We start from the raw sequence: 25,088 nt of genomic DNA, 5'->3' as shown, positions 1-25,088 counted from the left end.
AATGTTCACCGAGGTCGACATACTCGGCGTCCTGATCTCACCCTTCGTGGTGATGATGTTCGCGGCTTGGCTGATCGTCACACCGATAGCGATTGTTCTCGCGCGCTACAGCGTGTTTGGAACCTTGTGGCAAGAGCGCATTTTCCACCTGTGTTTGTACACCATCATACTATCGATCATCGTGATCTATATAGGAGAGCATCATGAGTGCCTCTGGTCCTGCCGCTGAGCCGGCCGGCGTTCGCGGCACGGGGCACTGGTCGCGGCTTCGCCGGGCTCTCGGGCTTCTGCTCACAGTCGTTGCCCTCGTGCTGGCCGGCTTCCTCGGCTGGCGCATGTGGCAAACGTACATGACCACGCCGTGGACGCGGGACGGCACCGTGCGCGCCTATGTGGTGACCGTCACGCCACAGGTCTCCGGCCGGATCGTGGACCTCCCCGTGAAGGCGGACCAGTTCGTCCACAAAGGCGATCTGCTCATGGTGATCGATCCGAGCGATTACCAAATTGCCCTCGCCAACGCGGAAGCCGTGGTTGCGGGCGCCGAGGCCGACCTCGCCAACAAGAAGATGGAAGCGCAGAGGCGAGCGGAATTGAACGCCCTCGCCGTCTCCCAGGAAGAGCAGCAGAGTTTCGCGGCGTCGGCGGCGGTGGCCGCCGCGACGCTGCAGCGGGCCATCGCGGTGCGAGACAAAGCCAAGCTTGACCTCGATCGCACCCGGATCGTTTCGCCGGTCAACGGCTATGTGACCAACCTGCTGACCCAGCCGGGGGATTATGCGACCAGCGGCCAGCGCGCGCTCTCCGTGGTGGACAGCGACAGCTTCTGGGTCGACGGCTATTTCGAGGAGAGCCTGCTCGGCGGGATCCATGTCGGGGATGCCGCGCGGGTCTCGCTGATGGCGCATCCCGAGCCTCTGCGGGGTCACGTCGTCGGTATCGGCCGCGGCATTTCGGTTTCGAACGCCGAGCCGGACGGCTCCGGCCTCGCGACGGTGAACCCCGTCTTCACCTGGGTCCGCCTCGCTCAGCGGGTGCCAGTCCGCATCGTCCTGGATGATGTCCCGCCCTCGATCGTGCTGGTGGCGGGCCTCACGGCAACGGTCTCCATCCTCCCCGACTGATGCAGTCTGCCGGCCCGGCGGATGAGGATCGGGCACAGGAATGGCTTTGAATGGATACGGCCCGCGGACTGCACGTCCGCGGGCTTTGCCTTGCCGGATACAGCCGACCGCCCACTCCGGGTTCGGCAGGCGTTTCCGATGTCGGGGGTGGGCGCCGGCAGGCTGAGCCCAAAAATGGAAATGCCCCCGCGGGCACGAGCCAGCGAGGGACATCGAGGAACGAAAGAGCGGCCGCCACCCGGCGTTCAGATCGAAGCTCGGGCTCGAGAGCCGTTCGATGCGGCGCCTCGCTTGCGTCGGGGGATGGGGATCAAACCAGGCCCAGCGCGGCATGCGGTGCGGCGCGGTCGATGCCGAGGCTCGCGCGACGGGGCTCACACGCAAGGGTCCGCCGCTTCGCCGCAAGAGCCCGTCGCCACTGGTAGGGTGTCACGCCGACGAAGCGGCCGAACACCGTCGTGAAATGGGCCTGCGTCTGGAAACCCACCGAGAGCGCGATCTCCACGATCGGGAGATCGTCATCGGCAAGCATCGTCTTTGCGCGCTCGATCCGCCGCCGCAGCAGATATTCGTGCGGGCGCAAACCGGTCGTCGCCCTGAATTGCGCTGCGAAGTGCATCCGCGTGAGTTTGGCGGCGGCGCCGAGATCGGCGAGCGTGATCGGCTGATCGAGATGGGTGTCAATATAGTCGACGACCCTCTTCAGGCGCCATTTCGGTAGACCACCGCACGCCCGACCTTTGCCCGGCGTGCCGCCAAGGCTGCCCTCCACAGAGCGGGCAGCGATGATCGCGCCGATCGCGTCGGCATAGATCGCCACACTCGTGGCATCCTCGCTCCGCGCGGCGAGGAGCGCGGAGGCGAGCCGCTTCAGGCCAATATCCCCGCGACCTCGGAGATCGCAGATCATGAAGCCGGCATGCAGGCGCTCCGCGCGCAACCGGCTGAAAAAGGCGCCGAGGTCGTGGCTGGCGGAATGGACGAGGACGGTATCGAACGCCTCCGGCAACAGAGACGTCACCCTCTCCAGAAGCGGGGTGTCGGGGTCGGGCCAGCCCGCCTCGACGGACGGAAAGGCGATGGCGATGCCGGTCGCCTCCAAGATGAGGCCGACGACGAAGCCCGGCGTCGCGGCCACCGGGCGCTCGGCCACGAAATCCGAGGCCGAAGCCGTCGGCACGGCGGGGGAGAGAAAGGCTCGAGCGGCAATGGGGGCGTGGAACATGTTCCTACCTCGCGACGATCAGGTTCGACCTTCGCGGCGCCGACGCAGCAGCCATCCGCATGGGACGACGGGGCGTTGTGGTCGGCGCCGTGATCGAGTGCGAGTTTAGGAATGTCCGATCCGAGACCCCATTCTACCGGGGGCGGCCACCGCCACCCCTTGGCATGACCGAGATGATACGGAGGTATGGTCGCGGTGCCGCCGGTGCCCCGCGCGCGGTTGCGGAGCGCCTCAGCGCGGGCCGGGTTCGCGGGTCGCCTCGAACAGAAACCAGGTCCGACGTTCGGCTTCGTCGATCCAGACCTCGAGCAGACTCGTGGTCGCGACATCGCCGAACCGCTCGGCAATTTCGTGGGCCTCGCGCATGGCACCGGCCAGCCGGATGTTGTCGTCCCGCAGTTCGGCCAGCATGTCGGCCGGCGGCACGAAATCGAGATCGTTGTCCGCAATCCGCTGCAGGCGGGCGATCTGACCGATGGACCGAAGCGTCGTACCGCCGATCTTGCGGACGCGCTCCGCGATGTCGTCGGTCATCGCGAAGATCTGCACGCCCTGCTCGTCCAGCATGAGGTGATAATCGCGAAAATGCGGACCGGACATATGCCAGTGGAAATTCTTCGTCTTGATGTAGAGCGCGAAGACGTCCGCGAGGAGGCGCGTCAGCGACGTCGCGATTTCGGCCTTGGCTTCCGAGGAAAAATCGGAGGGCGTGCCGAGGGCGGCGGTGCCGCCCGCCGAAAGACGGGAGTGGGACATGGTTGTGCCTTTGCCATTGGGAGTGCGACGGCGGTGGCCGTGTCGCACCGGCGATTTCGGCGAGAAGTCCGCCCGCGATCTTTCGGATCCGCCTTGCGAGACCGAGCCGGCGTGATGGCGGACGGCCGTATCGTGCGAATGGAGAAAACCGCCGGCCGAAACCGCGGCCGCTGTGTTCCGTGACGCTGTTGAATCGACTACGACGTCTAGGGCGGGGAGATCGGCGCGCCCCCTCGAAAAACAACAGACCGAGGCGGGCTGGAACCGAGCCCTGAAGCGGGGCCGCCCGACGGCGACGAAAGGAGCGAGCGATGAACCACTCGACGGCCGACGGCCGGCGCGCAACGCCCCAGGAGCCCATCGTCTACGTCGTCGACGACGATCCCGCGGTGCGCGACGCGCTGAGCAGTCTCTTCAGATCGGTGGGCTTGCAGGTCGCCACCTTCGCATCCGCGCCGCAATTGGTCGCCCAGCCCTTCGCGAACGCGCCGAGCTGCATCGTGCTCGATATCCGCATGCCCGAGGTCAGCGGCCTCGACTTCCAGGCCCAACTGGCGCGCATCGGCAATCACATCCCGGTCATCTTCATGACCGGACACGGCGACATTCCGATGTCCGTACGCGCCATGAAGGCCGGCGCCGTGGACTTCCTCACCAAACCCTTCCGGGACCAGGATCTCCTCGACGCCGTGAGTGCCGCCATCGAGCGCGATCGGCAACGACGCGGAAGCGACCATCAATTGCTCGATCTGCGCCGACGCTTCGAGAGCCTCACCGCCCGCGAAAAGGAGGTGATGGGCTTGGTCGTGAAGGGCTTGATGAACAAGCAGATCGCGGGAGAGCTCAATCTCAGCGAGATCACCGTCAAAATTCACCGCGGCAGAATGATGAAAAAGATGGAGATTCGCACGCTCGCCGACCTCGTCCGCGCCGCCAGCGATCTGCAACTCGCACCGCGCCCCTGAGGCCGTAAACGTCCGTATATCTGCAAGCGGGACTCAAGGCGCGCTATGCTCCGGGTGGCCTCGACGGCTCAGGACAACGATAATGAATAAATCCAGCGTGATAGCCGTCATCGATGACGATGCGTCCGTACGGTTCGCGCTGCAGAGTCTCCTGCGGTCGTTCGGATACGAGGTGCTGCTGTTTCCCTCGGCCGTCGCCTTTCTCGATGCGCCGGAGCGCCGCGCGCCGCACTGCATCATCAGTGATGTCCAGATGCCCCAAATGTCGGGGCCGGAGCTTCAGGATCGCCTCGCCGCCGAAGGCGACGGCATTCCGATGATCTTCATCACGGCCTTCCACGAGAAGGCGGTCGAGGCTCGGGTCATCGAACGCGGTGCCGTCGCCGTCCTGTCGAAGCCGTTCGATGGCGACGAGATCGCCTCGCATGTCGTGCGCGCCTTGGAAAGACCCCGCCCCTAGCATCCCCTGCGGCGTCGCACTCGGACCGACCGTCGCGCATCCAAATGTCCTCGTAGGGGCTTCCTCGCTCTCGCGGGGCTCGAACGATGGCGGCCCGCAAGATCGGGCCGAGCGCCACCGCGACGACCGCCGCCATCCCATACCAAGGTATGCCATCGGCGATCCCCCCGTACGATTCATCCTGTCGACCCGGCCGCCTAGGTTCGCTCTCGCAAGCAACGGCACACAGGAGATCACGGCCATGGACACGTTCCCGATCGTCCCCGGACACGCCCACGATGCGCCGCGCGGTTCGGACGAGATCGCGGCGGCGCGCCTGGCGATGACGCGCCGCGGCGTGTTCGGCATCGCGGCCGGCCTCGCGGCCTCGACGATGCTCCCGGCAAGCACCGTTGCGGGCACCACAGACGCCAATATCGGCGCGACCCCGATGCAAGGAGAGACTCGGATGAGCAGCGGCTACGTGAAGACGGCGGACGGCACGGAGATCTACTTCAAGGATTGGGGTCCGAAGGACGCCCAGCCCATCCATTTCCATCACGGCTGGCCTCTCTCGGCCGACGATTGGGATGCACAGCTCCTGTTCTTCCTCGCCCATGGCTACCGGGTCGTCGCCCATGATCGCCGTGGCCACGGTCGCTCGTCCCAGGTCGACACCGGCAACACGATCGACCGCTATGCCGCCGACGCCTCCGCGGTCGTCGAGCACCTGGATCTGCGCAACGTCGTCCACATCGGCCACTCGACGGGTGGTGGCGAAGTCGCTCGGTACGTCGCGCGCTATGGTCAGCCGCAGGGACGCGTCGCGAAGGCCGTCCTCGTCTCCGCGATCCCGCCGCTGATGCTGAAGACCCCCAACAATCCCGAAGGGACGCCGCTTTCGGTCTTCGACGGGTTCCGCGCCGCGCTCGCCGCAAATCGCGCCCAGTTCTATCTCGACGTCGCCTCCGGCCCCTTCTACGGCTTCAACCGGCCGGGCGCCAAGGTGTCCCAAGGCATCATCCAGAATTGGTGGCGCCAGGGAATGATGGGCGGCGCGATCGCGCAATATGAGGGCATCAAAGCCTTCTCCGAGACCGACCAGACGGACGATCTGAAGGCCATCACCGTGCCCACCCTGGTGCTCCAGGGCGATGACGATCAGGTCGTTCCCTACAAGGACGCGGCGGTGCTTCAGGCGAAGCTGATCAAGAACAGCACGCTGAAGATCTATCCGGGCTTTCCGCACGGCATGCTGACCACCCACGCCGACGTCATTAATCCGGACCTGCTCGCCTTCGTGAAGGGCTGACCGGCCGCGTCGTCACGGCGGATCACACCACATCGTGATCCGCCGTGACCGGTCGCCACGCCTATGCCCCGCTCTCGAACACCCGCGGACGGCGAGCGTCAGTCGTTCGCCTGTCGCCGATATTCACCCGGTGAAATACCGATGTGCTTTCGGAACGCCCGCGTGAAGGTCGATTGAGACGAGAAACGGCATGCGTAAGCGATCTCGGCCAGGCTCGACCGGGTATGCGCGAGCAACTCCTGTGCACGCTGCAATCGGAGCGAACTGATGAACCGGTGCGGGGGAACGCCCACAGCACTCCGGAACGCACGCGTAAAATGGTGCCGGCTCAGACACGCTATATCCGACAATTCCGATACGGAGATGTCGGTTTCTATATTGTCGTTTATATAATCGATAACACGACGCAGCTTCGAGCTCTCGATCAAAACGTCTCGACTGACGCTCGCCCCCCTGCCGCTATATTTAGAAACCAGATGTGCGGCCATCGAACGTGCGAGGCCGTCGATCAGGAAGCGGCCGACGGACGTTTCCTCTTCAAGCTCGGCCTTGATCCGGTGTCCCACCTGCCTGACGAACTCATCGTCGAAACCCGCTTTGTACGCGATATTATCCGGTGATACCGTCTGCGAAATCGCGCTCGAGACGTCCGCGAACACCTCGCTACCGATATACATATGTAAAATATGCTGAAGATCCTCAGTGATACGTATCGATTCCTCAACCACACCGATCGGGCATAGCCACAGTGTTCCAGGTAGCGCCCGTGTATTTTGGAATTCTCCATTGCCGCGCCGTTCGACGAGCGCGGTCTCCGAGCCGGTCAAGGCGAGCGTGACCTCCATCTGCTGCGGAACAGGCGGCGGAATCTCGCCCGCGGGGTGATTGCGGACTTCGGCTGCCATTCCGGTCCAGTTCCGCCCGGACGAACTCAGCAGCACGGCCCCTCTCGGAAACTTCCGCCGGCCGAAATCGTGTACGCTCGCCATCGCCGGATCCTCGGGGTGCGTGAAGAATGTTCGCGGTGTCTCGGACACTGCGACGTGGGGTGCCACGGATCAAGTCCGTCAATTCCGGCCAAAACAACGACGCTTCCGGCAAAGACGAATGCGGTGCCGATCCGCTAGGCTGTGTTTCCTTCAAGGGCATTCCTCCGTGCCCACGCCGGGCCGATGGACGCGCAGAAGAGGCGATCATGAACTCCACCCCTCATGTGGACGACGTCTCACGGGAGGACATCGCCGCCGCGCCCCGCTCGGCTCACCTTCTGAGCAATGCGCTTGCGAGCCGCCTCGGGACCAAGGAACTGGCGTGGTGGTCGGGTCTCGAAGTCGGAGATCGGTCGACCGAAGCCGGGATCGACCTTTGGCACGTCACCGACATGGACGGGCGCGAATGGCGCATTCGGCTTGCGGACTGGAACAGTGCGGCGGCCGATCGGTTGCAATTCGACGCCAGCCTCGCTCTGACGCTCGGCGATGAGCTCACCGAAGTGCCCCTGTTCATCGGCGAGCACAATCGCCTCGCCCAGAAGCGCCTCGCCCTCGTCTATCCGGCACGGACGGCGCGAGCCCTCGCCGATCTCCCGCATCGGGCGATCGACGTCGCTGAGTTTCTCCGCCTCGCCGTCGACGCCACCGGCGCACTCGCGCGGATGCACGCCGCCGGAATCATCCACGGCCGGCTCACGCCCGCTCGTGTGCTCATCGAGCCCGATGGTCGGGTGCGATTTGTCGGCCTCGCGTGGGCCGCAGCCGCGGCCTTCGGTTCATCCCACGATCGCCGCCTCACGCTGCGGGACATGGCCTATGCGGCGCCCGAGCTGATCCGGACAGACGCAGCGCCGGTGGACACTCGCACGGACCTCTATGCGATCGGGGTGCTGCTCTACCAGCTCATCGTCGGCTCCCTGCCTCTCACGGCCGGCGATGCGGCGGGTTGGCTCCATGCTCACGTCGCGATGGAAGCGCCGCCCGCCCGTCTCGCGCGGCCCGATGTTCCCGTCATCGTCGATCGGATATTGAGCAAGCTGCTGAGCAAAGATCCCAAGCTGCGCTACCAGACAGCCAAAGCTCTCCATGCCGACTTCAAGCGCGTGTTCAAGGCCTTTGCGGCGGGAGTCGATTCCGAACCATTCGAACTCGCCCGCGGTGAGTTCGCGGAGCCGTCTCTGTCTTCGCCGCAGTTCATCGGGCGCCGCAGCGAACTGAAGGCGCTCGCCGACCTTTATGCCGATTTTCTCACATCGACCCATCGCGGAATTGCGCTTGTCTCGGGGGAGGCCGGTGCCGGCAAGTCCACGCTCGTAGAGGCGTTGCTCGCCGATCTTCGCGGCGGCAGCGTCATCTGCGCGTCCGGCAAGGGCGTGGAGCTTCGCCAAGGCACGCCCTTCGCTCCGATCGCACAGGCGCTGCGTCTGGCGCTGGCGCAACTGACGGGCGGTGACGAGCGGCGGCTCGAAGACGCACGGGCTCGGCTCGGCTCCGTGGTGGGTTGCGGGCGGGTCCTGGCGGAATTGGTTCCCGAAGCGAACATCCTGCCGGCGATCGCGCATCGGGTCGCCGACGTGCCGGCGCATCTCGCGCAGGCCCGGTCCGCCCGCATCCTCGCCGAGACATTAGCCGCCCTTGCGACAGCGGATATGCCGTTGCTGCTCTTCCTCGACGACCTGCAATGGTTCGACCAGGGAAGCCTCAACGTCTTCAGCCAATTGTGCGGCGAAACCCCGGCGCACGTGTTCCTCGTCGCAAGCTTCCGGTCGGAGGCGGCCGATCGCAAGGCGGTTCGGGACAGTCTCGGGATCGCCAGGAGTTCGTCGGCCTTCTCGGGCGAACTGAAACTCCTGCCGATCTCGGAGCGCGATACGAACGAACTCGTCGCGCTGTTCCTGAAAAGCCCACCGGACGAGGTCCAGCCGATCGCGGCTGTGATCCACCGAGAGGCGCACGGCAACCCCTTCTATATCGGCCAGCTTCTGCGGCGATCCCTCGACGAGGAGGTTCTCCACTTCGACTCGGACCGGCAGGAATGGATCTGGAGCGAGCGTCGCCGCAGGCACCAGTCTGAGATCGCCGGGCTGATGCTGGAGCGCATCAACGACCTACCGCCTTTGCAGCGGAACTTCCTGCAACGTTGCGCCAGCCTCGGGGGCCGTTGCACGCCGATATTCGTCGCGGAACTGTCCGACGCAAACCTCGAAGAGACCGTCCGTGCAGCAAACGCGCTGGTCGCCGCCGGTCTGCTCCGGCGGTCGGGAGCGGACTTCGCCATCGCGCATGATCGCGTGCTGGAGGCGGCTTACGCGGCGATGCCGGCGGGGGCCCGCGCGCGTATCCATCTCGGCAATGCTCGCCTGCTCGCCGCAAGCAATCCCGCGCCCGATCCGGACAGAGCCTTCGAGATCGCGTCACAGATCGAGCGATCCGATCTCGACATGCTCACCGCCGAGGAGCGGCCGCGCTTCGCGGAGATTCTGCTCCGTGCCGCGAGGAGTTGCCGGACGGCGGGCGAAGCGCCGCGAGCGCTCCATTTCGTCGAACTCATCCGCCGCATCCTGCCGGGCACACGGCCCGACGCTCCGGACGCCCTCGTCTTCGAGAGCGAATGGCTGCAATGTGACTGCCTGCTGGCACTGGGACGCGTCGATGAAGCCCTCGCCGCGCTCGAGGACGTGTCGCCTCTCGCCCACGCCCCCGTGAGCATCGCCGACATCTTTCGACTGCGTGCGATCGCCTTCACCCTCAAAGGCTCCTACGCGCTCGCCATCGATGCCGCGGTGCACGGTTTGCGAGCCCTCGATATCGAACTGGAAACGAGCGCGGATCCCGCGGTCCACGAACGGGCCTACCGCCGCTGCCGAGACGCGATCGATAGCGTCGGTCGCGAAAATCTGACCGCGCTCCCCGAGATGAGCGATCGGCGGATGCGCGCCGCCCTGTCACTGCTCTCGACGATGATCTCGTCGTTTTTCGTCGAGGGCCCGCTTCGCTTCCTTCACGTCGTCAAAATCGTCGAACTGACGCTGAGCCATGGCACAGCGCCTGAATCGACTTACGGGCTGGCCTGGTTCGGCGTTCTCAGCGCCCATCATTATGGCGCCTACCAGCGCGGGGTCGATTACGCGATGGTCGCCGGTGAGCTCGCGCAACGCGACGGGTACGAAGCACAGCGAACGGCTGCCTTGATCGCCCTCGACCAAGTCAGCGCCTGGACCGTTCCGATGCGAACGGCGCTCGGTTACGCACGCGACGGCGCTCGGGTCGGGCAGGCGGCCGGCGACCTCGGCATGGCGTGCTATGCCCGCAACCACATCGCGTCGGACATGCTCGTCGTCGGCGATCACCTCGACCGGATCCGGACGGAACTCGTCAGCAGCATCGCGATGACCCGCGATGTCGGATATCGCGATATCGAGCTCATCCTCACGGCCCAGATCAATCTCGTCGATACGTTGATTCATGGGGATCCGCTCGCCGAAATTTCCGACGCGGATCTGCGAGAAGGATCCGTCGCGACCCAGTTCTGGGCCAAGCACTATGCCGGAGTGCAGACGTTCTTCGCCGGCAATCTTGAGGCCGCAAGGGTTCATCTCGCGGAAGCCGAGGTCATGGCATGGGCCGCCCCGGCGCATATCGACACGGCGAACAACTGCTTCTTCCTCGCTTTGGCCGAGGCTCGCCTCCACCGGGAAGACCTATTGCCGGTCGAAAGCGAACGGCGCATTGCGCTCGCGCGCGAGCGCTTCAACGCGTGGGCCGCTCTCAATCCCGAGACGTTCTCGTCCAAGCATCTCATGCTGGAAGCCGACGCCGCCCGTCTGGAAGGCCGGCGAAGCGATGCCATGGACCTGTACGAGCGCGCCGCGGCCGCGGCTGGGAGCGCGAAATTCGTTCATGATCAAGCTCTCGCGCAGGAGCTTGCCGCTCAACTTTACCTCGAGTCCGGTCTGAACGCGGCAGCGCAGGGCTGCCTGCAGAGCGCCGTTTATCACTATCGGCAGTGGGGTGCTCACGGAAAGGCCGCCCGGCTCGGCGAACATCTCCTCCCCCTCTCCGGCTTCGAAGGCACGAAGCCTGCGCCGGAAAGTTTGCAAAGCGAGCTCGACCTCACCGTCATGACGGCCGCGTCGCAGACCTTGGCCGAAGAGGTCGGTCTCGAGCAGGTCGTGCGCACGTTGATGAAGAGCATGCTCGTCCATGCGGGCGCCCAATTCGGCCTGCTCGTGCTCCTGCGCGACGGCGATCCGGCCGTCGAGGCGGTCGCGCGCGTCCGGAACAAGGAGGTCGAGATCGAACTTCAGCCTTCGGCCAAACCGGAGGACCTGATGCCCGCCTCGGTGCTGAAGACGGTCCTGCGCACCGCGAGGCCCGTCACGCTCGCCGACGCGACGGTCGAGGCGGCACAGCGCGGCCTCACCATGGGCTCGCGAAGCATCCGCTCCCTGGCCTGCCTTCCACTCATCAAGCGCGGCGAACTGATCGGCATCCTGTACCTCGAAAATGCCTTGAGCGTCGACGTCTTCACGCCGCGCAGAATGGCCATGCTGGAGGTTCTCGCCCCGCAGGCGGCGATCTCGCTCGATGCGGCGCGGCTTTATGCTGACCTGCTCGAAGAGAACCTACGCCGGGTGCAGGCCGAATTCGAGTTGCGCGAGGCCCGCAGCGACCTCGCACGCGCAAACCAGATCACCGCCATGGGGAGCCTCGCGACGTCGATCGCCCACGAGATCAATCAGCCGCTCGCCAGCCTCATCGCCCAGGCGGACGCTGGCTTACGCTGGCTCAACAGGAGCGTACCGGACCTCGGCGAGGTGGAAAGCAGCCTGCGGAGCGTCCGCGAGGCCGGGCGACGCGCCGCCGACATCATCGCGGCGCTGCGCTCTCTGGTGAAACAGGAGCCGTCGACTCTCGCCCCCGCTTTTCTTGACGATATCCTCGCCGACGTTCTGAAGATCGCCAGCACCGATCTCGCCCCGAATGGCGTTCAGATCCATCTCGATCTCAGCGCTGAGAAGACGCCCGTCATGGCGAACCAGACGCAGGTTCAGCAATTGCTGTTCAACATCATCACGAATGCCGTTCAGTCTATGGTCAACAAGGACCCATCCGAACGACATTTGATGATCCGGTCATCCGCTTCCGAGAATGAGGTCGAGATCGCGATCGAAGATTCCGGCTGCGGCATGCCGCAAGAGGTCATCTCGCGCATCTTCCAGCCCTTCTTCACCACCAAGAGATCCGGGATGGGTGTGGGCCTCGCGATCTGCCGCTCGATCGTCGAAATGCATGGCGGCTCTCTCGAGGCCCGCTCGGTCGAAGGAAAGGGGAGCACGTTCTTCATCCGGCTTCCCGTCGCAGCGGCCTAGGGGACACGCGCGCGCCGGCGTTGCGGCACACGCTCACGGCCCCGCAAGTTCGAGCTGTCTTCCCAAACGTTGGCCATAGGCGACGATGGATTGCCCGACCGGCACCCGCGCACCCTCGTAGGCGCGCAGCGCGCTGTCGAGATCCGGCTGCCCACGCAGCGCATCGCGCAATGCGAAGGCATCGCCGGCCGCCTTGGCGACACCCATTGCTGTATGCGGCCGCGCGACGAACGCGGCGTCGCCGAGGAGCGCGACGCGCCCCTTCACCATGTGGGCCGGAGCATAGTCGAAAATCGCATGCAGAAAGGGCCGAGACTCCGCCGCCACCGCCGTCGCGAAGGAGGCCGGCAGCGCCGCTGCCGCATCCGCCCGCAGCCCGTCCGCCACCTCACGAGGCACCTGCCCCGGCCCGAGCGAGAAGGGGTGCCTCACCCCGTCGCTGTCGACCAGCACGCGGTCGAGCTCGGCTCGCGAATAGGGTCGATACCAGACCCAATTGTATCGCCGCCGTCCAACTTCGGTCGAATCGTCGGCGCCAGGGACCAGATAACCGAGAATGTGCGAACCGGGCGCATCGTAGAAGGCGAAGCGCTCGAACAGCCGGCGTGCCGCCACTGGCGGTACCTCCGCCTCCGGCACCAGGCCACGCCACGTCGCGTAGCCGACATAGGTCGGCCGGGCATCGGGACCCGAGACGGCCGCACGCACGACGGACCCGATGCCGTCGGCACCGATGACGAGATCCGCCTCTTCCTCGTGTCCGTCCGCATAGAGAACCCGCGCGCCGGCTTCATCGGAGTGAACCGTCACCACCCGTGCCTTGAGGCGATAGCGCGCGTCCGGCACCAGATCCCGGAACGTGCGGAAGAGCAGGTCCCATGACAGTTGCGTCTGCGGGGTGGGCTGACGGAGCGTGATCGCGTCGTTGCGATCAAGATGGATTCGCTCCCGCGCCGTCACCCCGACATCCGCCACATGCTCGATGCCGATCTCGCGAAGCATCGCGAAGACCTCGTGCTGGGCGACCAAGCCGGCGCCCCGCCCTTCGAGCCCGTGCTCGGAGCGCTCCGTTACGGTGACGTCGAAGCCGGCACGACTCAGCAGGACGGCGGCGAAAAGCCCGCCGATCGAGCCGCCGACGATGAGAATGCGAGGCGTCATGATGCCAACCCTTGGCCTTTCGTCGGATGTGGATTCAATTGATGAAGTCGATGGTGCCACCGTCGACGCGGAGTGCCGCTCCCGTGGTCGCCGAAGCCTGCGGCGAGGCGAGATAGACGGCCATGCTCGCGACTTCCTCGACCGTCGCGGGTCGCCGGATGAGCGATGTCGGCCGGTGCGCCTTGACGAAATCAGCCCCGGCCTCGGCGAGCGATTTTCCCGCCGCCGTTTCCGATTTCAGCATCTCGGCGACGCCTTCGGAGAGGGTCGGACCCGGCAGGATCGAGTTCACCGTCACCCCGGTGCCCGCCATGCGCTTGGCGAGCCCGCGCGCGAGCGACACGTCGGCGGTCTTGCTCACGCCGTAGTGGATCATCTCCACCGGAATATTGAAGGCGGACTCGGAGGAAAGGAACAGCATACGCCCCCACCCCCGCGCCGCCATGCCCGGTAGATAGGCGCGCGCGATCCGCACCCCCGACATGACGTTCACCTGCCAGTGGCGATCCCAGATCGCGTCGTCGGTCGCGAAGAAATCGAGCGGCTGGAAGATGCCCAAGTTATTGACGACGACGTCGAAAGAGGGTTCGAGGGCGACCAATTCGCGCGCGCCATCGGCGGTCCCGAGATCGATTGCTCGCCCCCGCGCCGTCCCTCCGAGCTTCGCCAGCGCCGCGTCGACGCTGGCCTCCGTTCGTCCGTTGATGACGACGGTCGCCCCCGCCTCCTGGAGGCCCCTCGCGATCGCGAAGCCGATGCCTGCGGTCGAGCCGGTGACGAGGGCACTCTTGCCGGAAAGGTCGATCTGCATATTGGGCTCCTTGCCATGAGAGCGCGACCCGCGGACGCGCCGAACATCGAGGTGGTTCGCGCGCCGCGAAGGTTGCGGCGAGCCTTGAACCGGACCCGATGGTAGGGCACGGCGGCGGCGTTGCTGTTCTCACTTGCGCGATCGGTACGCGAGCCTGCTTCCCGAAGCTTCCCAGAACGAACGACAGCCGCTCGCCGGACCCGGCTCTTCCGAGCCGAGAGCGGGCCGTGGCGCGGCGGGCGACCAACGCGGGCCGCCGCTGGCTCGACGAGGAGCGAAGTGCGGGGACACGATGATCCGTTGGCGAGGCCCGCCACGGCTCACGCTGCGACCCGCTTTGAATCCAGGGTTAACCGGCTCTTAAGGCGTCCGAAATGATCCTTGCAGAGCAACGCACTAGGCGCGGTCAAGGCGCTTAAGTCACGATAAGCGTTAAGATTTCGTTTACCCAATACGCGTTGCAAGACTCGCGGAATCGTGTCTCTTGTAAAAAACGGAAAGTGGGCGTCTGACGCCTGAATGCCGTTTTTGAGGGATATGAACCCGGTGGCAGCGTTGCAGAAGCTCGATGATCAGGCGACCGAACGGGCGGCGGAGTCCGCCTCTTCGGCCAAGATCGCGCGTCATGCGAACCTCCTTTCCACGCAGCTTCAGTCGCTGCGTGCGCAGATGTACCCGCCAGCCTCCCAGAAGAGCCTGCGCTCGTTCACCTCGGGCGAGGTCGCCAAAATCGTCGGCGTGTCGGACGGCTATCTAAGGCAATTGTCCCTCGACGGCCTCGGCCCCGCGCCCGCCCTGACGACGGGTGGACGGCGCTCCTATACCCTCGGCCAGATCAACGAGCTGCGTCGTTATCTCGCCGAGGCCAGGCCGAAGGAAGCCCTCCATTTCCTGCCTCAGCGGCGGCCCGACGACAAGCTGCAGGTGCTCGCGGTCGCGAATTTCAAGGGCGGTTCCGCGAAGACCACGACGGCGCTCTACCTCGCCCAATATCTGGCGCTGGCGGGCTACCGGGTCCTCGCGCTCGATCTCGATCCGCAGGCGTCGCTCTCCGCGATGTTCGGCCTGCAGCCGGAATTCGACATCGGCGAGAACGACACGCTCTATGGCGCCTTGCGTTACGACGATGCGCGCCGCCCGCTCGCCGAGATCATCCGGCCGACCTATTTCGAGGGCCTCGACCTCGTGCCCGGCAATCTCGAACTCATGGAGTTCGAGCACGATACGCCGCAGGCGATCGCGGAAGGCCGCGGCCGCGGCGGCGACCTGTTCTTCCGTCGCCTCGCGAGTGCGATCGAGGACGTCGGCGACGCCTACGATGTCGTCGTGATCGATTGTCCGCCGCAGCTCGGCTACCTGACGCTCGGCGCGCTTTACGCGGCGACGGGCCTCCTCGTCACCGTCCACCCGCAGATGGTGGACGTCGCGTCGATGAGCCAATTCCTCCTGATGACGGCCGATCTTCTCGCCGTCATCGAGGAAGCCGGCGGCACGCTCGACCATGATTTCCTTCGCTACGTGATCACTCGCCACGATCCCCACGACGTTCCGGAGACCCAGATCGTCGCGCTGCTGCGAAGCCTGTTCGGCGACGACGTGATGGCGGCCACCGCCTGGAAATCGACAGCCATCGCCAATGCCGGCCTCACCAAGCAATCGCTCTACGAGCTCGAGCGGGGCTCGGTCGGCCGCGCGACCTACGAGCGCGCCATCGAATCCGTCGATGCGGTGAACCGCGAGATCGAGGCGCTGATGCGTCAGGCTTGGGGCCGCACGCCATGAGAAGGACGGAGCGATGAGCAAGCGGGCCGACGCGATCCGCAACATGTTCACGACGAAGCCGCCGGAGCCCTCCGCCTCGGAGGCTGCCTCTCCTGCGCCGGCGCGCGTTGCGGCCGGCTCCGTGCGCGCGATGAAGGACAGCTTCGTCGGTATCGAGCGGGAGAACGACGAACTGCGCGGCTTGATCGCCGCGGGCGCCAGCGTCGTAGAGATCGACCCCGATCTCATCGATCCGGCGCCGATCGCCGACCGCTTCGCCGACGACAGCGAGGAATCCTTCTCCGCGCTTAAGACCTCCATCGCCAATCATGGTCAGGAGGTGCCGATCCTGGTGCGTGAGCACCCGGACCGGCGCGGCCGTTTTCAGGTCGCCTACGGCCATCGCCGGCTGCGGGCGGTCAAGGAGCTCGGGCGGAAGGTCCGCGCCGTCGTGCGCGCGCTCACCGAGAGCGAGCTCGCGATCGCCCAGGGCCTCGAGAACAGCGCCCGCCAGGACCTCACCTTCATCGAGCGCGCGGTTTTTGCCCGCAAACTCGAGGAAGCCGGCCACAATCGGGCGACCGTCCAGGAAGCGCTGTCGATCGACCGCGCCGAGGCCTCCAAACTGATCTCGGTCGCACGCTCCATTCCGACGGAACTCGTCGTGAGTATTGGGCGGGCCCCGAAGGCGGGCCGTGGCCGATGGCTCGCCCTCGCCGACGCGCTGAGTGACGATGCGGCGTGGGCGCGGGTGCAGGTCGCGATGAAGGCGCGGGATTATGCCGCCCTCGCCTCCGATCAGCGGTTCACCCGCGTGCTCTCCGCGGCGACGCGTTCGGAGCGCGCGGCGCCGGCTGAGAAGGAAAAGACCACGCTGCTGACCAACGCCAAGGGCGACGCCGTCGTCACCCTGATGCGGGCCGGCCGCGAGGTGCGCATTTCGATCGACGCCGCCGTCTCGGCAGGCTTCGAGAACTTTCTCGTGGAGAAGCTGCCGGCACTGTTCGCCGAGCACGCCTCTCACCCGACAGCCAAAGGCTGACCTCACGCTCGCCGGCGTCGCGCCTCACAAGGCCGGCGCCTGATTTTTGGAAGGAAAGGAAGACCGCAAAAAGAAAAGGACCCCCGAACGTTTCCGCCCGGAAGTCCCTCTCATAGTCTGGCAACTCTGAGAATCCCACTTCCGCGAATCTCTGTCAACCCGCGCGGCGTCGATTCGGCGATCCCTCTCTTTTTGCCCACAGCAAAGGGCAAGGAATGGAACCGGCAACGTCGCCCTTTGGGGCGCGACGCCTGTCTTTTGCGATCATCGCAGGGCAGGCGAAGGCGAAGGCGTGCCCGCCGCACGTCGTCGTCGACAAATGGAAGGTGCTGCGGACGGTCATCGAAGCACGGCAAAAGATCGGGATCTCCGATCGCGCGGCTGCCGTGCTGTCCGCCCTCCTCTCTTTCCACCCCGAAACCGAGCTCAAGGCGGCTTCGCCGCTCGTCGTGTTTCCATCGAACCGCGAGCTGTCGCTGCGCGCCCATTCGATGCCCGAAGCAACGCTGCGCCGGCATCTCGCCGCGCTCGTCGAGGCCGGGCTCATCGTTCGGCGCGACAGTCCAAACGGCAAGCGCTATGTGCGACGCGACGAGAAGGGCGCGATCGGAATGGCCTATGGGTTCGACCTCTCCCCGCTTGTCGCCCGCGCGGCAGAGTTCGAATCCTATGCCGTGGCCGAGCGGCAGGGCCGCGAGGCCGTACGCCGGCTAAGGGAAGAAATCACCCTCCTGCGCCGCGATATCGCCAAGACGCTCGCCTTCGTGGCGGAAGAGGCCGTACCCGGAGATTGGACCGAGATTGGGGACGCCTTCGCCCCCCTCTCCTCGCAGCCCTGCCGGGGCCTCGACGCGGCTACGCTCAGGGGTCTTTCCGACGCCCTGTCGGCGCTTCGCGACAAGGTGCGTAAGACCCTCGATTTTCTGATGAATGTCCCGAATATGGACGGCATTCCCGTCCATTGCGAGCGCCACAAAGAGGAGTCAAACCCGAGTCTCTCTTTAAAGACTCATTTCGAAGTTGAATTGAATGCGATCGAAGAGGTCGGAGACAGAAAGACGTCTTCTCCGCAGCGGCGCGGCGGTGCCGGAGAGGAATGCACACCGGACAGGCCGCGCCGCGTCGTGAGCCAAACCGGCAGCACAAACGGGGACGAGGATCCTGTTGGCCGTATGGCCCATCGCGCGACGACCTCGTCACAGGCTCATGCCGTCCCTTCCTGTCCGTCGTTTGCTCCCCGTTCCCGACCCGGTCCGGGAAATTGCAGCGAGCACGGCCTGGCCGCCATCACTCCCGGCCTTGGCCCGGATGCCCACGCGAAACGGTGGGTCAAGTCGCCGGTGCCGCCGTCGGTACGACCGTTGCAGATGGACAATCGGGCGCCGACGGCCGGCTCGGGGAGATCGGTGCCGGCGGTGAGGGGGCCGAGCAACGCGGCTCCCCTCCCCTCGCCTGGCTTCGATCTCCAAGGCGTGCTCGCGGCCTGCCCCGACATCCGGGCCTTCAACCGGCACGGTGTTGCGTCGTGGCGCGACCTCGTGGATGCGGCTGCGGTGGCGCGAAGCGCGCTTGGGATCGGAGCAGACGCCTGGAGGGAGGCGCGTGCCGTCATGGGGGATGTGGCTGCCTCGACGGTCATCGCGACGATCCTCCAGCGTGTCGAGACGATCGACAATCCCGGCGGCTATCTTCGGACGCTGACGGCGAAGGCGCGGACGGGTGCATTCTCCCCGGCCCCGCTTCTGCGAACGCTCCTGAAGGAGCAGGCGCGGGTGGTCTAGCCGCGTGGCCGGATAGCAGGTGGTTGAGGCGACTTGGAGCGTGGCATGAATGGGCAGAGCGGCGTGTGCTCGATGGATCGATAGCACCCCTTCTAGGGCTGCTGGCGGGACGTTGTCAGCTGACAACGTCCCCGGTGTTCCGAGCCGCCCTGCCATTCGACTGGGGTGATTTGATCTGACAGCGATCAATGATCAGATCCATGCTGTGCGCAGCGCCCCGGCATATCCGAGGAGTGGGTGGCTGCGGGGGTGCAGCACAGGCCGAATGTGGTGCCGACGACCTCGCGCGTCAGGACAGATCCCACAATCACGCTCTCTGCTTATCCCTTCTGCGTGTCTCGGTATGGTTCCCGCCGTTGAAGGAGCATGCCGCATTCATAACGAGGAGCAATGGAAGCGATCCTGCGCGCGAGCTCGAAGTTGTGTTGTCAGCTGACAACGATGATGGGCAAGCGCGATAGCGGGGCACAATAGTCCACGCCGGGCTCGGCGCCCCGAGACGCATAGGCGAAAGCTCCTGCCAGGCATAATAAAGCGCGCCCGCCGCGCGCCGGCGTTGCCTCCGTCTCGACCTCCCGACGGCCTCCGGTCGAGGCGATGAAGGGAAGCTCGATCAGCCGCGGCCAAGTCGGGCTTCCCCATCGCCGCGCTCTCCGCGGCCGACGACTGCCGGCAAACGCAACCGACAGATTGCTGTCCGGTTCGGCTCAGATGGGGGCGGGGTCTCACCTCATCCTCCTCAGGAGCACACGCCCCACATGCAATTGCCCTGGGGTTGGCCCCCATCCAGACCCGCGAAGGGCGAGCAGACTCGATCTGAGGCATCACCATCATCACAACGAGAAGCCGCCTGAGACGGTAGAACTGGGGGAGGGGAGGGGGGGGGAGGTGCCCTCCTGCACGGCACGAGCGCCGGTTCGCATGGCATGCACTTCGTGAGATTCGGGGCTGTGGCCCGTCCCTTGCGGCTCTGCCTTCCGGCCCCTCTCGAATGTCCATCGTCATGGTCGCCCCTGTGGTGGCAGCGGGGCTGCCGCTTATGATGCATGGTGCCCGTCGGCGCAGGCTCGGCCCCTGAGCTGCTATCCGGGGCGGTGCGGCCGGCCTTCTCGACGTGGAACGTGCGGCAGCTTTGCCGAAAGGACCATGCAGGCGCGCTCGGCTCGTTCGTAAGTGAGGACGGCATCCCCCTCCACGTCCTCTCCGTCGAGTCCCCCATCACATGCCTCGGGGGACGACAGACCGTCATTGCCGTTCACCGCGTCGGCGTCACACCATCCTCACGGCATGAAACCACTCGGGGGTGGCAGATGGCAGAGCGTGAATAGGGGAGGGGCGATGACGCCGTGAAACGGCCTTCCGAACGATCGCCTCGAACTTGTAAGTTGCTCGTGGTCGTTCTGAAGTGTGATGTTCACCCTAGAGCCGCAGCCCGCCCGATCGTTATGGTTAACCGATATCAAGACTTCGCGCTGGATTCGTCGATGCGCGTCCTTGCCGCGATCGTGGTGCCTCGCACGCTGGTCCGCCATATGTACCACAGGGCCTTCAGACGAAATGTACCTTCGGCCCACAAGGGGAGATCTCCGGCCCGGAATCTTGGCCTGCTCAGCGACGGCCTCCCACGCTCCCGAGGTCCGCGCTTAAAAGGGAGATAGCGCTCTCTCAGCATCGCGGTCTTCGAAGTCCATTTCTATGCTTCGCTGCCCGACTTCGCCGTTCCCTCATCGTGCGTCCGTGCCAGGGTCGCCGCTGGAGAGGGCTGGTTGGGTTGGACGTCCCCCTGTGAATTTGCGCTCCATACGCGCTGCTGATGGACCGTCGACGCTCCGCTGAGGAGCCGTCCGAGCCCCCCTGCTGACATCTCTCACAACGGCACGCCTCTCGCCGAGCGGCGGCGGCTCCCCCGCACCCGTTTCGCGCAATTTTATTTCTTACATCAAGTTGACGAATTAAATCCCCCCTTGCATAGTCGCCGCATGGGCGGTCGCCCTGAGAACCAAAGGAAGAGGGGTTCCCATGCACTTCAAGATTCTCGCGGCGACGGCGCTTGCCTCGCTCGTCGGCCTCAGCGCGCCGGCGTTCGCCGATACGCAGCTCAATGCCCTGTTCATGAGCCAGGCCGCCTACTCGGAGGCGGACGTCAAGGCCATGACCGCCGACTTCGAAAAGGCGAACCCGGGCGTCAAGGTGAACGTCGAGTTCGTGCCGTACGAGGCGCTGCACGATAAGATCGTCGCCGCCGCCGGTGCCGGCGATCGCGGCTACGACGTCATCCTCTACGACGTGATCTGGCCGGCCGAGTTCGTGAAGAAGGGCTTCCTCAAGGACGTCACCGACAAGGTGCCGGCGGCCGATCACGACAAGATCTTCGACGGCGCCTGGACCACGGTGACCTACGACAGCAAGGTCTACGGCATGCCGTGGATTCTCGATACGAAATATCTCTATTATAACAAGGACATCCTGGCCAAGGCCGGAATCTCCGCGCCGCCGAAGACGTGGGCAGAGCTCGAATCCCAGGCCGAGCAGATCAAGGCCAAGGGCCTCGTGAAATATCCGATCGTGTGGAGCTGGCAGCAGGCCGAGGCGCTGATCTGCGACTTCACCACGCTCACCTCCGCCTACGGCGGGTCGTTCCTGAAGGACGGCAAGCCGGCCTTCCAGACCGGCGGCGCCGTCGAGGCGGTGAAGTACATGCGCGAGACGCTCGACAAGGGCGTCACCAACCCGAGCTCGCGTGAATATCTCGAGGAGGACGTCCGCAAGGTCTTCTCCAACGGCGAGGCGGCCTTCGCCCTCAACTGGACGTACATGTACGCCCTCGCCAACGATCCGAAGCAAAGCAAGGTCGCCGGTCAGGTCGGCATCGAGCCGGCGCCGGGCGTCGACGGCATCTCGAAGGCGTCGGCCGTGAACGGCTCGATGGGCCTCGGCATCGCCTCGAACAGCGCCCATCCGGACGAGGCCTGGAAGTACGTCACCTTCCTGTCGAGCAAGGACGTTCAGGACAAGTACGCCAAGCTCAGCCTGCCGATCTGGAAGGCGTCCTATACGGAGCCGGCGGTGACGCAGGGCCAGGAATATCTGGTGAAGGCGGCGGACGTGTCGCTCGGCCTGATGTTCCTGCGGCCGGCGGTGCCCTATTACACCGAGCTCTCCAACATCCTGCAGAAGAACATCCACGCCGCGCTGCTCGGCGAGGATACCCCGCAGGCGGCGCTCGACGCAGCCGCCGCCCGCGCCGCGCGCCTGCGCTGACGCCATCGAGGTGAGGCCGGCCGGACTCCGTGTCCGGCCGGCACATCCTTGATCGCCCTTTGATTTTCGACCACGGGCCGACCCAAACGGATCCCTCGCGATCCGGTCGCGCCCCCGTTCGCTGCCCCCGGAGGACATGATGGAAAGCTGGCGGCCGAGATCGGAGAAGTGGCTGCTTCTCGCGCCGGCTCTCCTCATTCTGTCGGCGATCACGCTCTGGCCGCTCGCCCAGACGCTCTGGCTGAGCTTCACCGACGCCGAGATCACGGCGGTGAAGCAGCCCATCCATTGGATCGGCTTCGACAACTACGTCTATGCGCTGACCGATCCTGACTTTCAGGATGCGCTGTCGCGCACCCTCTACTTCACCATCGTCTCGGTCGGGCTCGAGACGGTGATCGGCGTCGCCGTGGCGCTGTTGCTCAATCTCGAATTCAAGGGCCGCACCTTCGCCCGCATGCTGATCGTGCTGCCGTGGGCGCTGCCGAACATCGTCAACGCCATGATGTGGCGCCTCATCTATCACCCGGAATACGGCGCCTTGAACGCGCTCCTGGTGCAGACGGGCATCCTCTCGGACTACCGCTCGTGGCTCGGTGAGCCGGGCCTCGCGCTGCACATGGTCATCTTCGCCGACGTCTGGAAGAACTTTCCGCTCATCGCCTTCGTTGCGCTCGCAGCGCTGCAGACGATCCCGCGCGAATTGTTCGAGGCGGCGCGGGTGGAAGGGGCGGGCGCCTGGCACCAGTTCAAGGCGATCGTGCTGTCGGCCATCATCGGGCCGGTCCTCGTCATCGTCATCCTGCGCACCGTCGAAGCGTTCCGTGTCTTCGACATCATCTACGTGATGACCCGCGGCGGCCCGGCCGACAGCACGAAGACGGCGAGCTTCTTCGTCTATCAGGAATATTTCTCCTATCTCAGGGCCGGTAGCGGCGCGTCCTATGCGGCGATCGTCGCGGCCATCAGCGCGGTGCTCATTGCGATCTATCTCGGCGCCGTGCGCCGGCAGGCGAAGGCGGCCGCGTGATGCATCGTCCTCTCCACCAGACATGCCTGATCTATCTTGCGGTGGCAGTGCTCGCCTTCGTCACGCTCGCGCCGATCGCATGGCTCTTCATCATGAGCATCGCGAACCCGACCGATCTCGTGACGGTGCCGCTGCGCTGGATCCCTGCGCATCCGGATTTCTCGCGATACGGAAAGCTGCTCGGGCTCACCGGCGACATCACCGAGAACCCCTTCCTCAACGGGCTGAAGAACAGCCTGATCGCGGCCGTCGGCGCGACCCTGGTCGCGATCGTCGTCTCGACGCTCGCCGCCTTCGGCTTCGCGCGCCGGAATGCGCCCCAGGCGCTCCTGTTCCTGATGCTCGCGACCTTCATGATGCCGCCGATCACCTATGTGCTGCCGCTCTATTCGGTGTTCAGCGACCTGCGCCTTCTCAACACGCCGTTCACGCTCGTCGTCGTCTATTGCTCGATGCTGATCCCGTTCGCGGCATGGCTTCTGAAAAGCAATTTCGACGCCTTCCCGGCTGAGATCGAACAGGCGGCGATGATCGAAGGAGCCGGCACGCTGCGCATTCTGCGCGAGGTGGTGCTGCCGATCGCGCGGCCGGCCGTCGTCGCCGCGGCGATGCTGTCGTTCCTGGTCGCCTGGGACGAATTCTTCTATGCGCTGCTCTTCACGAGCGACCTGCGCGGCAAGACGCTGCCGGTCGCGATCGCGGATTTCGCGGCGGGGCGCGTCACCGATTACGGCGTGATCGCCGCGGTCGGCATCCTCGCCACCATCCCGCCGACGGCGATTGCACTGCTCTTTCAGCGCCACCTGATTTCCGGCCTCTCCGCCGGCGGCGTGAAGGGATGAGCCGGCCCGATTGCGTGTCAGACGCGGCCCGAACGCGACGGGCGCAAGAGACTTTTATGGACGAGAGGATCCGATGACCGCCGCGCTCGACATTCGAGGGGTTCGCAAGACGATCGGCCAGGTGTCGATCCTCCAGGATATCGACATCACGCTCGAGAAGGGGGAGTTCCTCGTCCTCGTCGGGCCGTCGGGCTCCGGTAAGTCGACGCTGCTCTCCTGCATCGCCGGTCTCGCCGACGTGTCCGGCGGTCAGATCCTGATCGGCGGCCGCGACATGACGTACGTGAAGCCGGCCGACCGGGACATCGCGGTCGTGTTTCAGTCCTACGCGCTGTTCCCGACCATGACGGTCGCCGAGAACATCACGTTCGGCATGCGCGTTCGCAAGGTGAGCGAGGCCGAGCGTCAGGCGCACCTCGCCCGCGTCGCCGCCCAGCTCAAGATCGATCACCTGCTCGACCGCAAGCCGGGCCAGCTTTCGGGCGGCCAGCGCCAGCGCGTGGCGATGGCCCGCGCGCTCGTGCGCGATCCGGAACTCTTCCTGTTCGACGAGCCGCTCTCCAATCTCGACGCCAAGCTGCGCGTCTCGATGCGTTCGGAGATCAAGCGTCTGCACCAGGCGCTGAACGCTTCAATCGTCTACGTCACGCACGACCAGATCGAGGCGATGACGCTCGCGACGCGGATCGCCGTTCTGCGCGATGGCCGCATCCAGCAGATCGGCACGCCGGCCGACGTCTATGACCGCCCGGCGAACCTGTTCGTCGCAGACTTCATGGGCTCGCCGCCGATGAACCTGATCCCCGCGCGGGCGACGGCAGGGGAGGGGGCCTCACGGTCACGCTCGGCACCGACGGCCCGGCGCTGTTCGACCCGGCGGCGCCGGCGGCGCTCGCCGGCGCCGCCGATCGGCCCATCGTGTTCGGCATCCGCCCCGAGACGCTCGCGCTGGCCGAACCTGACTACGATCCGCGGACGGTCGCCGAGATCGCCGTCGATCTCATCGAGCCGACCGGCTCGGACCTCTATGCCATGGCGACGGTTGCCGGTGCCGACTTCGTGGCCCGCCTCCCGGCGCGCGCCGAGATCACCGCCGGCCGCCCCGCGCGGTTCGCCTTCGACCTCTCCCGTGCCTGCTATTTCGATCCCAAGACCGAAGCCCGCCTCTGAACGCACAACGGCGCGCCCCGGAGGCCGGGACGCGCCGTGATGTC

Annotated in this window: 17 protein-coding genes and 1 pseudogene; 13 read left to right on the top strand and 5 right to left on the bottom strand. The window is 65.6% G+C overall.

Annotated elements, in window-relative coordinates:
• The first annotated feature begins 1 nt into the window (after window position 1).
• Both F0357_RS20720 and F0357_RS20715 read left to right on the top strand, forming a co-directional pair.
• The gene (locus F0357_RS20720; protein WP_153489132.1) at window positions 2–229 is read left to right on the top strand and encodes a DUF1656 domain-containing protein; all 228 of its coding nucleotides are present in this window, start codon (window positions 2–4) and stop codon (window positions 227–229) included.
• Entirely contained in the window at window positions 204–1,124 is a 921-nt protein-coding gene (locus F0357_RS20715; protein ID WP_153489128.1) for an efflux RND transporter periplasmic adaptor subunit, read from the top strand. Before F0357_RS20720 ends, F0357_RS20715 begins: the two co-directional genes overlap by 26 nt.
• A 310-nt stretch (window positions 1,125–1,434) precedes the next feature.
• Here the strand turns inward: F0357_RS20715 and F0357_RS20710 are convergent, their stop codons facing one another.
• Both F0357_RS20710 and F0357_RS20705 read right to left on the bottom strand, forming a co-directional pair.
• Window positions 1,435–2,226 (bottom strand): helix-turn-helix domain-containing protein, encoded by a 792-nt coding sequence (locus tag F0357_RS20710; protein WP_246161840.1) that lies wholly within the window; start codon window positions 2,224–2,226, stop codon window positions 1,435–1,437.
• 354 nt (window positions 2,227–2,580) lie between these two features.
• Window positions 2,581–3,105: a Dps family protein gene (locus tag F0357_RS20705; protein WP_153489119.1), complete on the bottom strand. Its 525-nt coding sequence runs from the start codon at window positions 3,103–3,105 to the stop codon at window positions 2,581–2,583.
• 311 nt (window positions 3,106–3,416) lie between these two features.
• Between F0357_RS20705 and F0357_RS20700 the strand changes: the two genes are divergently transcribed.
• The 3 genes from F0357_RS20700 (at window position 3,417) to F0357_RS20690 (ending at window position 5,821) form a co-directional block, all read left to right on the top strand.
• A complete protein-coding gene (locus F0357_RS20700; protein ID WP_153489114.1) occupies window positions 3,417–4,070 on the top strand; it encodes a response regulator transcription factor in 654 nt (217 codons plus the stop codon).
• Between the two features lie 82 nt (window positions 4,071–4,152).
• Window positions 4,153–4,530, top strand: a complete 378-nt coding sequence (locus tag F0357_RS20695) for a response regulator transcription factor (protein WP_153489110.1) — start codon at window positions 4,153–4,155, stop codon at window positions 4,528–4,530.
• Between the two features lie 448 nt (window positions 4,531–4,978).
• Window positions 4,979–5,821: an alpha/beta fold hydrolase gene (locus F0357_RS20690; protein WP_246161879.1), complete on the top strand. Its 843-nt coding sequence runs from the start codon at window positions 4,979–4,981 to the stop codon at window positions 5,819–5,821.
• A gap of 98 nt (window positions 5,822–5,919) precedes the next feature.
• Here the strand turns inward: F0357_RS20690 and F0357_RS20685 are convergent, their stop codons facing one another.
• Window positions 5,920–6,810, bottom strand: coding sequence for a helix-turn-helix domain-containing protein (locus tag F0357_RS20685; protein WP_153489107.1), 891 nt, complete (start codon window positions 6,808–6,810; stop codon window positions 5,920–5,922).
• A gap of 206 nt (window positions 6,811–7,016) precedes the next feature.
• On the opposite strand from F0357_RS20685, the gene F0357_RS20680 reads away from it, so the two are divergent.
• Window positions 7,017–12,185 carry a trifunctional serine/threonine-protein kinase/ATP-binding protein/sensor histidine kinase gene (locus F0357_RS20680; protein ID WP_208948511.1) on the top strand — a complete coding sequence of 1,723 codons (5,169 nt, stop codon included), beginning with the start codon at window positions 7,017–7,019 and terminating at the stop codon, window positions 12,183–12,185.
• A 33-nt stretch (window positions 12,186–12,218) separates the two neighbouring features.
• Here F0357_RS20680 and F0357_RS20675 read toward each other — a convergent pair whose 3' ends face one another.
• Window positions 12,219–13,346: an FAD binding domain-containing protein gene (locus F0357_RS20675; protein WP_153489098.1), complete on the bottom strand. Its 1,128-nt coding sequence runs from the start codon at window positions 13,344–13,346 to the stop codon at window positions 12,219–12,221.
• Between the two features lie 34 nt (window positions 13,347–13,380).
• Complete coding sequence (locus F0357_RS20670) at window positions 13,381–14,157, bottom strand: SDR family NAD(P)-dependent oxidoreductase (protein ID WP_153489094.1); 777 nt, start codon at window positions 14,155–14,157, stop codon at window positions 13,381–13,383.
• Window positions 14,158–14,694: 537 nt separating this feature from the next.
• Here F0357_RS20670 and repA point away from each other — a divergent pair.
• The 7 genes and pseudogenes from repA to F0357_RS20635 all read left to right on the top strand — a co-directional run bounded on the left by repA (window position 14,695) and on the right by F0357_RS20635 (window position 25,044).
• Window positions 14,695–15,939: a plasmid partitioning protein RepA gene (repA, locus tag F0357_RS20665; RefSeq protein WP_153491425.1), complete on the top strand. Its 1,245-nt coding sequence runs from the start codon at window positions 14,695–14,697 to the stop codon at window positions 15,937–15,939.
• 13 nt (window positions 15,940–15,952) lie between these two features.
• Entirely contained in the window at window positions 15,953–16,960 is a 1,008-nt protein-coding gene (repB, locus tag F0357_RS20660; protein WP_153489092.1) for a plasmid partitioning protein RepB, read from the top strand.
• 215 nt (window positions 16,961–17,175) lie between these two features.
• Complete coding sequence (gene repC, locus F0357_RS20655) at window positions 17,176–18,741, top strand: plasmid replication protein RepC (protein WP_153489090.1); 1,566 nt, start codon at window positions 17,176–17,178, stop codon at window positions 18,739–18,741.
• Window positions 18,742–20,760: 2,019 nt separating this feature from the next.
• The gene (locus F0357_RS20650; RefSeq protein WP_153489088.1) at window positions 20,761–22,002 is read left to right on the top strand and encodes an extracellular solute-binding protein; all 1,242 of its coding nucleotides are present in this window, start codon (window positions 20,761–20,763) and stop codon (window positions 22,000–22,002) included.
• Window positions 22,003–22,141: 139 nt separating this feature from the next.
• Window positions 22,142–23,032 carry a carbohydrate ABC transporter permease gene (locus F0357_RS20645; RefSeq protein WP_153489086.1) on the top strand — a complete coding sequence of 297 codons (891 nt, stop codon included), beginning with the start codon at window positions 22,142–22,144 and terminating at the stop codon, window positions 23,030–23,032.
• The gene (locus F0357_RS20640; RefSeq protein WP_153489083.1) at window positions 23,032–23,874 is read left to right on the top strand and encodes a carbohydrate ABC transporter permease; all 843 of its coding nucleotides are present in this window, start codon (window positions 23,032–23,034) and stop codon (window positions 23,872–23,874) included. The genes F0357_RS20645 and F0357_RS20640 overlap by 1 nt, the downstream gene beginning before the upstream one ends.
• A gap of 73 nt (window positions 23,875–23,947) precedes the next feature.
• Window positions 23,948–25,044, top strand: a pseudogene (locus tag F0357_RS20635) (ABC transporter ATP-binding protein).
• Window positions 25,045–25,088 lie beyond the last annotated feature (44 nt).

The organism is Segnochrobactrum spirostomi (assembly GCF_009600605.1).
GTDB classification, from domain to species: Bacteria; Pseudomonadota; Alphaproteobacteria; order Rhizobiales; family Segnochrobactraceae; genus Segnochrobactrum; species Segnochrobactrum spirostomi.
This window is presented reverse-complemented; position numbering and strand designations above follow the sequence as displayed.